Source organism: Streptomyces sp. NPDC086777 (assembly GCF_040702065.1).
Lineage (GTDB): Bacteria > Actinomycetota > Actinomycetes > Streptomycetales > Streptomycetaceae > Streptomyces.
The window spans coordinates 102760-111437 of sequence record NZ_JBFBJI010000023.1 but is presented as its reverse complement, the minus strand read 5'-3'; the positions used below and the strand labels follow the sequence as shown (position 1 = coordinate 111437).

The following is an 8678-nucleotide window of genomic DNA, read 5'->3' as shown; positions in this document are numbered from 1 at the left end:
CAACCCTGCGATGAGCGCAGGCGTCTTCCCGACGGCCGACCCCATGATGAGCGCCGGCGCCTTCCCGACGGCCAACCCTGCGATGAGCGCAGGCGTCTTCCCGACGGCCGACCCCATGATGAGCGCCGGCGCCTTCCCGACGGCCAACCCTGCGATGAGCGCAGGCGCCTTCCCGACGGCCGACGCCATGATGAGCGGCGGCGCCTTCCCGGCCGCGGCGCCCGCCGTCTCCGTCCCCGTCCCCGTCCCCGGCCCGATGGACCCCGGCGGTTTCCGGATCATGTCGCCGAACGCGGCCGCCGCGTACACCGACGTTCCGCCGGTCGGCACCGACACCGCCTACGGCACCGGCATGTACCCCACGGCGGCCCCCGCCGCCCCTGCCGCGCCCATGGCCGCCATGCCGCAGGCCGCCCCCTACGCCGCGGCCCCCGCCGCCGCCTACCCGGCGGGCATGCAGTCCACCGACGGCGCGTACGCCTACGCTGCCACGATGGCCATGCCGACCGCGACGGTCGCGCCCGCCATGGCGGTCCCCGCCCCGGTGCCCACGCCGATGGCGGCACCTGTGGCCGCCCCCATGGCGGCGCAGATGGCGGCCCCCATGACAGCGCCCCCGGCACCGCCGACGGCCGCCGTGCCGACGGTCATGACCGCCCCGCCGGAGGCGATGACGGCTGCCGCGCCCGCCCCGGTCGTCACCGCCCCGCTCCCGACCACCCCGCTGCCGACCGCGGCCGCGCAGGTCCCCGCCGCGGTGGCCACGGCGGCCACGCCCGCGCCCGGCGGCTACGCCGACCCCGCCGCCTTCCTCCAGCGGGGCGTCCCGGCGGAGCCGGGCAAGGCGATGAAGGCCCTCGCGTTCGCACGGGAGCAGATCGGCCGGCCGTGTGTCTGGGGAGCCACCGGGCCGGGGGCGTACGACGCCTCCGGCCTGATCCAGGCCGCCTGGCGCGCGGCCGGCGTCACGCTGCCGCGTACCGCGCCGGAGCAGACGCTGGCCGGCACTCCGGTCACACTGGCCGCCGTCGAGCCGGGTGACCTGGTCTTCTTCTTCGACGACGACAGCCACGTGGGGATCTACGCGGGCGGCGGCACGATGGTGCACGCGCCGAGCCCCGGGGCGGTCATCCGCGAGGAGTCGATCTACACCGCCGGGGAGTCGGCGATCCACCGGGTGATCCGCCCGGCCTGACCTTGGCGTCCGTCGGGCTCAGGCCCTCCGCCGCCGGGTGCGCCAGCTCTCGTGGTGGTCCAGGAGGGTCTGCTCCACGGGCCGGTAGGCAAGGCCCAGTTCGCGGACGCTGCGGCCGTTGTCGACGCGGAAGCGGATGCCGAGGTGCTTGCGTATGTAGTCCTGGGTGAGGCCGAACAGCGGGCCCAGGACGCGTACCGGTGCGTGCGGGAGCGCGGTGCGCGGCAGGCGCGGGTCCCAGGGGTGGCGGGTGCGGATGATCCGGGACATCTCGTGGAAGGACGTCATCGTCTCGTTGGCGACGATGTAACGGCCCCTGGCCGCCGGGTTCTCCGCGGCCGCGACGTGCGCGTCGGCCACGTCGCGGACGTCCGCGGTGGTGAAGCTGAAGTCCGGGGCGCCATAGCAGAAGTACCCCTTGAACAGCTCGTCGAGCAGGAAGAGGCTGCCGGACTCGGAGGCGGGCGTGAGGGACGGGCCGAGGATCAGGCCGGGGTTGATCGCGACCAGGCGCCAGCGGTCCTGGGCGGCCTCGGCGTCCCGGGCGGCGCGCTCGGCGACCGTCTTGGCGTAGTGGTAGGGGTTGTTCGCCACGGTGCTGGTGGTGTTGAAGTAGTTCTCGGTCAGCACCTCGCCGGCCATCTCGCGGACGTCGGCGTAGTCGCCGAAGATCGCGCCCACGGTGGAGGTGAGGACCAGGGTCTCGACCTCCGGCGTGCGCTCCACGCCGGAGAGCACGTTGCGGGTGCCGAGCAGCGCCGGGTCCACCACGTCCCGTTGGCCGTCCCTGATCCGTTCCGGCATCAGGAACGGCGAGGCCACGTGGAAGACGGTCGCGCAGCCGCGGAACGCCTCGTCGAAGGAACCGTCCCGGAGCAGGTCGGCCTCGAACAGCTCGAGCCGGCCGGGGAAGGCCTCCTGGAGCTCCCACAGGGGCCGTACCTTCGCCGCGTCGGAGGCGCGGCGGACGGTCGCACGGACCCGGTACCCGCGCTCCAGCAGCCGCCGTACCAGATGGCTCCCGACGAATCCGCTGCCGCCGGTCACCGCGACGGCCGTCTCCCCGCGTGCTGCCACGCTCTCACCCCTCGCCCTCCGGCCACCGCGCCTCGGTGGGCCGCAGAGGACAGGGTGGTGCATGTGACGTGCGCCCGCCAAGCACCGGGGGCCGGCGCGACCCCCGGAGGCGATAAGCCGGACCCGATACACGTCATAAGATCGGCTTATGACGTCATAGGGCGGACCCGCGTACCAACTTAGGACTGCCTTAGTTTAGGCTTCCCGTTCGAGATCGATTGTCCTCACTCGAAGGGAACCTGATCATGCCGCGCCCCCTGCGGGTAGCCATCGTCGGAGCCGGCCCCGCCGGGATCTACGCCGCCGACGCCCTGCTCAAGTCCACGGTGGCCGCCGAGCCCGGCGTGTCCATCGACCTCTTCGAGCGGATGCCCGCCCCGTTCGGCCTGATCCGCTACGGCGTCGCGCCCGACCACCCGCGCATCAAGGGCATCATCACGGCCCTGCACCAGGTGCTCGACAAGCCGCAGATCCGCCTCTTCGGCAACGTGGACTACCCCACCGACATCAGCCTCGACGACCTGCGCACGTTCTACGACGCGGTGATCTTCTCGACCGGTGCCACCGCCGACCGCGAGCTGCGGATACCCGGCATCGAGCTGGACGGCTCCTACGGCGCCGCCGACTTCGTCTCCTGGTACGACGGCCACCCGGACGTGCCGCGCACCTGGCCGCTGGAGGCAGAGAAGGTCGCGGTCCTCGGCGTCGGCAACGTGGCCCTGGACGTGGCCCGCATCCTCGCCAAGACCGCCGACGAGCTGCTCCCGACCGAGATCCCGCCGAACGTCCACGAGGGCCTGAAGGCCAACAAGGCTCTCGAAGTGCACGTCTTCGGCCGCCGCGGCCCGGCGCAGGCGAAGTTCTCCCCCATGGAGCTGCGGGAGCTGGACCACTCCCCCAACATCGAGGTCATCGTCGACCCCGAGGACATCGACTACGACGCGGGCTCGATCGAGACCCGGCGCGGCAACAAGCAGGCCGACATGGTCGCCAAGACCCTGGAGAACTGGGCGATCCGCGACGTCGGCGACCGCCCGCACAAGCTCTTCCTGCACTTCTTCGAGTCCCCGGTGGAGATCCTCGGCGAGGACGGCAAGGTCACCGGCCTGCGCACCGAGCGCACCGCCCTCGACGGCACCGGCAACGTCAAGGGCACCGGTGAGTTCAAGGACTGGGACCTCGGCGCCGTCTACCGGGCCGTCGGCTACCTCTCCGACAAGCTGCCCAAGCTGCCCTGGGACATCGAGTCGGGCACCGTCCCGGACGAGGGCGGCCGGGTCGTGGAGGAGAGCGGCGGCCACCTCCAGTCGGCGTACGTCACCGGCTGGATCCGGCGCGGTCCGGTCGGCCTCATCGGCCACACCAAGGGCGACGCCAACGAGACGGTGTCCAACCTGCTGGACGACTACGCCAACGGCCGCCTGCACACCCCCGAGGCACCCGCGCCGGAGGCCGTGGAGGCCTTCCTCGCCGAGCGCAGCGTCCGCTTCACCACCTGGGAGGGCTGGTACCGGCTGGACGCCGCCGAGAAGGCGCTGGGCGAGCCGCAGGGCCGCGAGCGCGTCAAGCTGGTCGAGCGCGAGGACATGCTCCGCGAGAGTGGTGCCTGAGGCACCGGTACGTGACAGGTGAGAGGGGGCCGACGCACTGCCGTCGGCCCCTTTCCCGTGCCTGTCCGCCGCGCCTTTCCCGTGCCCGCCCGCCGCGCCTTTCCGCGGCGGGAACGGGACCCGCCCCTGGCGGATGGTCGGGCGGGCCCCGTTCCCGGCACCATTCTCCGAGGCCGGGCGGATCAAGGGCACGGGTGAACCGGCGTCGTATGGCGCACTCGGTTCACACCCCGGGTGCGGGGCGCACTCGCCGTACGCGGGCGGCCCCCGCCCTATGAGACGCGCTCCCGGGCGGTGATACTGGAGGACGCACTCCTCTCCCATCAGCAGATTGGCCCATGTCGAACTCCGCCACCGACCGTGCCGTCCTTCCGCCGACCGTCTGGGCCGCCCGCGGCCGTCACACGGGTCCGGACTCCGAGGAGGTGATCCGCAGGATCCTGCGCAGCCGCAAGGAGACCGGCGTCCTCGACGACTTCGCGGAACCCCCCGTCCCCGAGGACCCCTCCCGACACGTCTTCGAGGCCCGCGGGCGCGTCGACGACGGCGCCGTGACGGTGCGCGCCCGGCTGACCCTCACCGTCGACCCGCAGGGCCGGCAGGCGGGGCGGGAGTGGCAGCTCGTCGCCGAGGCCGACCGGCCCTGGGACGAGGCCTGGCCCTCCCCCGCGGTGCTGTTCTGGCCCGAGGGCGAGGAGGCCGGCGACGGCGGCGAGGCCGCCTGGGACTACCACCCGGCGGTGGCGGGCGTCAGGCTCCGCACGGTCAACCCGCTGCCCGCCGACGACAAGGACATGCGCCGGGTACTGCGGGACGCGGCGAAGGACGCCTGGTGCGTCAACCTCGTCGTGCACGAGGCGATGACCCCCGACGCGCTCGGCCGGCTGCCGCTGGTCCGGCAGCTGCCGCCCGGACTCGCGCACCGCGTCGTGGAACACCGGGCCGCGCCCCAGCAGTTCCGTGCCGTCAACTGGGCGCTGCGCGACCTCGGGGTCGAGGTCCCGCGCGGCGGCGCCGTGCTGCTGCCCCCGGACCCGGCGCCGTCGGACTACGACGCGCAGGAGTACGCGGTGCGCAGCGTCTTCCTGGACGGCTCGGAGCCCACCGAACTGATCGCGGCCGTACGCCGGTTCGCCGCGCTGCCGAAGCCCGCGCCGCGGGGCGCCGAGGAGGCACTGGCCGACCTGCGGGACAACTGGACCCTGATGACGCTGGAGGAGGAGCTGGCGCGCGAGCGCAAGCGCGTCGCGCAGTACGCCGAGGCGCTGGAGGCCATGACCAGGTCCCGCGACCTGTACCGGGAGGCCGCCGAGCGGGCCGACGAGGCGCTCGCCGCCCTCCGCGACACCCCCGCCCCGGCCGCACCGGCGCCCCAACCCGCCTCCCCTTTCCAGCAGTTGACCCGCGCCTTCAAGGGACTGCGGGCTCCGAAGGACAGTGCAGGACCGGTGGCCATGCCCGGGGACGAAACCGGGAAGACGGACCAGTGAGAGACCCCGGGCCGGATCGGGGCGGGACGACAGGACAGCCATGGACACCACCACGACCGTGCTCGTGATCTGCGCGATCGTCGCCGCGGCCCTGCTGGCAGGCGCCGTCGCCGTGCTCGTACGGCTGGTCCGCACCCGGCGCACCCTGCGCCGGGCCGGGCTGCCGACCGGCTCGCGCTGGGTGTTCTGGGGCGCCGTCCTGTATCTGGTGCTCCCCACCGACCTGCTGCCCGACCCGATCTACCTGGACGACATCGGCGTCCTGCTGCTGGCCCTGCGCTCGATGCGCGCGGCCCTGCCGCCCACGGAGGAGCCAAAACTCTGACCGGCCGGCCGGACCGCGAGCTTCGTGGTCACCGGGACGGCCGCGGCGGGCCGCGACGGGCCTGGCCCGTGCCGAGTACATCGCCGGGCCGGAGAGCGGGGGCTCCGTGGACCCGGGTCCGCTCGCGGAGCGCACCCGGAGCTCCGCCGGGGCGGTACGGCTCGCGAGGGCCCGCGGCTCGGCCTGCGGGGCGTGCACCCCGTGGGCGTACCGATGTGGCCGGATGCGGACGCCCTCCCGTTCGCCGATGGGCCCGGATGCGGACGCCCTCCCGTTCGCCGTGGCGGCCGTTCGGGAGGACGGTCGTCCGGTGCCGCGGCCGGCGGACGGGCGCCGAGCCGGCCGGGGCCGCCGCCCGGTCCGGCTCCCGGGGGTGCGTGTCCGGGTCGTCGTGACGCATTCTTGCTGTGTCACCCACCCGGCGGTGCGCGGACGAGGTAGGACCCGATGACTGGGAGCGACGAGCACGTGGGCCGGGCGCGTGAGCGGCTGACCGCGCTGCTGGTCGAGGCCTCGACCGGCGCCCTCGGCGCGGCGGACGCCCACGTCGCCGGGGTGTACCTGCGCTCCGGCGCCCCCGGACTGCTCCGGCTGGCCACGCTGGTGGGACTCCCCGGCCCGCTGTTCAGACCCTGGTGGCGGCTGCACATGGACCGGCCGTTCCCGGTCGCGGACGCCTACCGGCTCGGGACGCGGGTGATTCTGCCCAACGCGACGGAGACGGTGCGCCGCTATCCGCAGTTCGCGGCAGGCCTGCCGTTCCAGTTCGGTTCGGTGTACACACCCGTGCCGGGGGCGGAGCCGTCCTTCGGCGTGCTCACCGTGCTGCTCCCCGGTACCGCGGACACCGTGGACGAACTGCCGGACCTGGACCGGCTGAGCCGACTGGCCGAGCGGCTCGGTGCCGGGCTGCGCGAGCTGGTGGCCGAGGAGGGGGACGCGGCGGTCGCCTGGGAGGGCGAGCCGGTGTGCGTCCGGCCGCCCGCGCCCCGGCCCGGGCCGGCCCGGGTGGGCCGTTTCACCTGGGACCCGGTCACCTCGGCGGTGCACGCCGACGACCGGCTGCACGCCCTGCTCGGCAGGGCGCCGCAGGACTTCCCCGGCACCGGCGCCGAGCTGGCGGTGGCCGTGACGCCCGCCGACGCCGACGACGTACTCACCGCGCTGCAGGAGACCGCGGCCGGCAAGCCGCCGTACGCCCCCCTGCGGGTGCGTGCCGCGGACGGCGCCCCGCTCCTGCTGGAGCTGTGGCCGCCGTCCGGCGAAGCCGACCCGTCGCTGGTCTCCGGGATCGTCGTCGACCCGGGCCCGTCCGCCGCCGCCGACGGAGCGGCCGACCTGCTCCCCGAGGGCGTCTTCTGCCTGGACCGCTCCGGGATCGTCCGCTACGCCAACCCGGCGGTCGTCCGGCTTGCCGGGCGGCCCCGCGACGAGCTGCTCGGCCGGCCCCTGTGGGAGGCGATGCCGTGGCTGACCGGGCCGTCGTACGACGACCACTGGCGCGGGGCGCTGCTCGCCCGCGGTCCGGTGCACTTCCAGGTCCGGCGCGGCGACGCCGTGGCGGGCGACTTCCTCGCCCTGTCGGTGCATCCGGGCTCCGACCTGGTCACCTGCACGGTCGTCCCGGCCAGCCGGATCGACCCGCCCGTGCACCTGTCCCCCGTGGCCGGGCCGGGCGCGCTCGGGCGGTCCGGCGGCTCCTCGATGACCCCGCTGTACCGGCCGATCGCCCTGGCGATCGCGCTGACCGACGCGGTGACCGCCCGGCAGGTGTCCGCGGTGGTGATGCAGGAGCTGCTGCCCGCGTTCGGCGGCCGCCGGCTGGCCATCTACCTGCTCCAGGACCGGCACTTCTACCTGGCCTGGGAGACGGGCTTCCCGCCGGGCTTCCTCGCGCCGTTCGACGGCATGGGTCTGGACGCCCACATCCCCGGCGTGGAGGCCCTCACCACCGGCCGGCCGCTGTTCTTCGAGTCGATGCGGCGGCTGGCGGACACCTACCCGGGTCTCGCGCTGGACGCCGAGGTGGGCTCCCGCGCCTTCCTGCCGCTGATCGCCTCGGGACGCCCGGTCGGCACCTGCATCCTCGGCTTCGAGTCCGAGCGGAGTTTCGGCACCGAGGAGCGCACCGTCCTCATGGCGCTCGCGGGCCTGATCGCGCACGCGATGGAGAAGGCCCGGCGCTACGACAGCGAGGCCGCGCTGGCCCGCGGTCTCCAGCAGGCGCTGCTGCCCCGCCGGCTGTCGGAGCACCCGCGGGTGGAGACCGCGGGACGGTACCTGCCGGGCACCCAGGGCATGGACGTGGGCGGCGACTGGTACGACGTGGTCGGTGCGGGCGACGGCCTCGCGCTGGTCATCGGCGACGTCCAGGGGCACGGCGTGCAGGCGGCCGCCACCATGGGACAACTACGCAGCGCGGTCCGGGCGTTCGCGCTCAGCGACCGGCCGCCCGACGAGGTGCTCAGCGGCACCAACCGGCTGCTCATCGACCTCGACCCGGGCCAGTTCGCGAGCTGCTGCTACCTGCGTCTGGACCCCGCCACCGGGCGCGCGCGGATCGCCCGGGCGGGTCATCCGCCGCCCCTGCTGCGGGCCCCGGACGGCAGCACCCGGGTCCTGGAGATCCCCGGTGGTGTCGTGCTGGGCGTGGACCCGCGGGCCCGGTACCCGGTGACCGAGCTGGAGCTGGCGCCGGACGCGATCCTCGCCCTGTACACGGACGGTCTCGTGGAGCGGCCCGGCGCCGACATCGACGACGGCATCGCGGCGCTGGGTGCGGCCCTGTCCGAGGCCGGGGCGGCGCCGGGGCGGCGCGGCGCCCGTACCCTCACCGGGGTGGCCGACCGGCTCACCGCCATGGCCCGGCACGCCACCGACCGTCCCGACGACGTGGCGCTGCTGCTCGCCACCCGCCGTCCGGGGGCCGCAGACCGGGGGTGACCGGGACAGAACGGGGTATCGGCCCGGTTACCCCGGGG

6 protein-coding genes are annotated in these 8678 nt (G+C 74.6%); 5 read left to right on the top strand and 1 reads right to left on the bottom strand.

Annotated features, from left to right (window positions below; translation table 11 throughout):
• The first annotated feature begins 10 nt into the window (after window positions 1-10).
• Window positions 11-1195, top strand: coding sequence for a C40 family peptidase (locus tag AB0472_RS29395; protein WP_366360753.1), 1185 nt, complete (start codon window positions 11-13; stop codon window positions 1193-1195).
• An 18-nt stretch (window positions 1196-1213) separates the two neighbouring features.
• On the opposite strand, the gene AB0472_RS29390 is transcribed toward AB0472_RS29395, so the two are convergent.
• On the bottom strand, window positions 1214-2272 hold the full coding sequence (locus AB0472_RS29390; RefSeq protein ID WP_366360675.1) for an NAD-dependent epimerase/dehydratase family protein: 1059 nt from the start codon (window positions 2270-2272) through the stop codon (window positions 1214-1216).
• Between the two features lie 245 nt (window positions 2273-2517).
• Here AB0472_RS29390 and AB0472_RS29385 point away from each other — a divergent pair, with 245 nt between their 5' ends.
• From AB0472_RS29385 to AB0472_RS29370, 4 genes are all read left to right on the top strand, one after another.
• Window positions 2518-3882 carry an FAD-dependent oxidoreductase gene (locus AB0472_RS29385; protein ID WP_366360673.1) on the top strand — a complete coding sequence of 455 codons (1365 nt, stop codon included), beginning with the start codon at window positions 2518-2520 and terminating at the stop codon, window positions 3880-3882.
• A gap of 338 nt (window positions 3883-4220) precedes the next feature.
• On the top strand, window positions 4221-5372 hold the full coding sequence (locus AB0472_RS29380; protein ID WP_366360671.1) for a hypothetical protein: 1152 nt from the start codon (window positions 4221-4223) through the stop codon (window positions 5370-5372).
• A gap of 40 nt (window positions 5373-5412) precedes the next feature.
• The gene (locus AB0472_RS29375) at window positions 5413-5697 is read left to right on the top strand and encodes a YkvA family protein (RefSeq protein ID WP_366360669.1); all 285 of its coding nucleotides are present in this window, start codon (window positions 5413-5415) and stop codon (window positions 5695-5697) included.
• A gap of 447 nt (window positions 5698-6144) precedes the next feature.
• Entirely contained in the window at window positions 6145-8640 is a 2496-nt protein-coding gene (locus AB0472_RS29370; RefSeq protein WP_366360668.1) for a SpoIIE family protein phosphatase, read from the top strand.
• Window positions 8641-8678 lie beyond the last annotated feature (38 nt).

What these genes read in the sequence shown, in the direction of transcription:
- AB0472_RS29395 (WP_366360753.1), top strand. Translation starts at nt 11, where the DNA reads ATGAGCGCAGGCGTCTTCCCGACGGCCGACCCCATGATGAGCGCCGGC.
- AB0472_RS29385 (WP_366360673.1), top strand. Translation starts at nt 2,518, where the DNA reads ATGCCGCGCCCCCTGCGGGTAGCCATCGTCGGAGCCGGCCCCGCCGGG.
- AB0472_RS29380 (WP_366360671.1), top strand. Translation starts at nt 4,221, where the DNA reads ATGTCGAACTCCGCCACCGACCGTGCCGTCCTTCCGCCGACCGTCTGG.
- AB0472_RS29375 (WP_366360669.1), top strand. Translation starts at nt 5,413, where the DNA reads ATGGACACCACCACGACCGTGCTCGTGATCTGCGCGATCGTCGCCGCG.
- AB0472_RS29370 (WP_366360668.1), top strand. Translation starts at nt 6,145, where the DNA reads ATGACTGGGAGCGACGAGCACGTGGGCCGGGCGCGTGAGCGGCTGACC.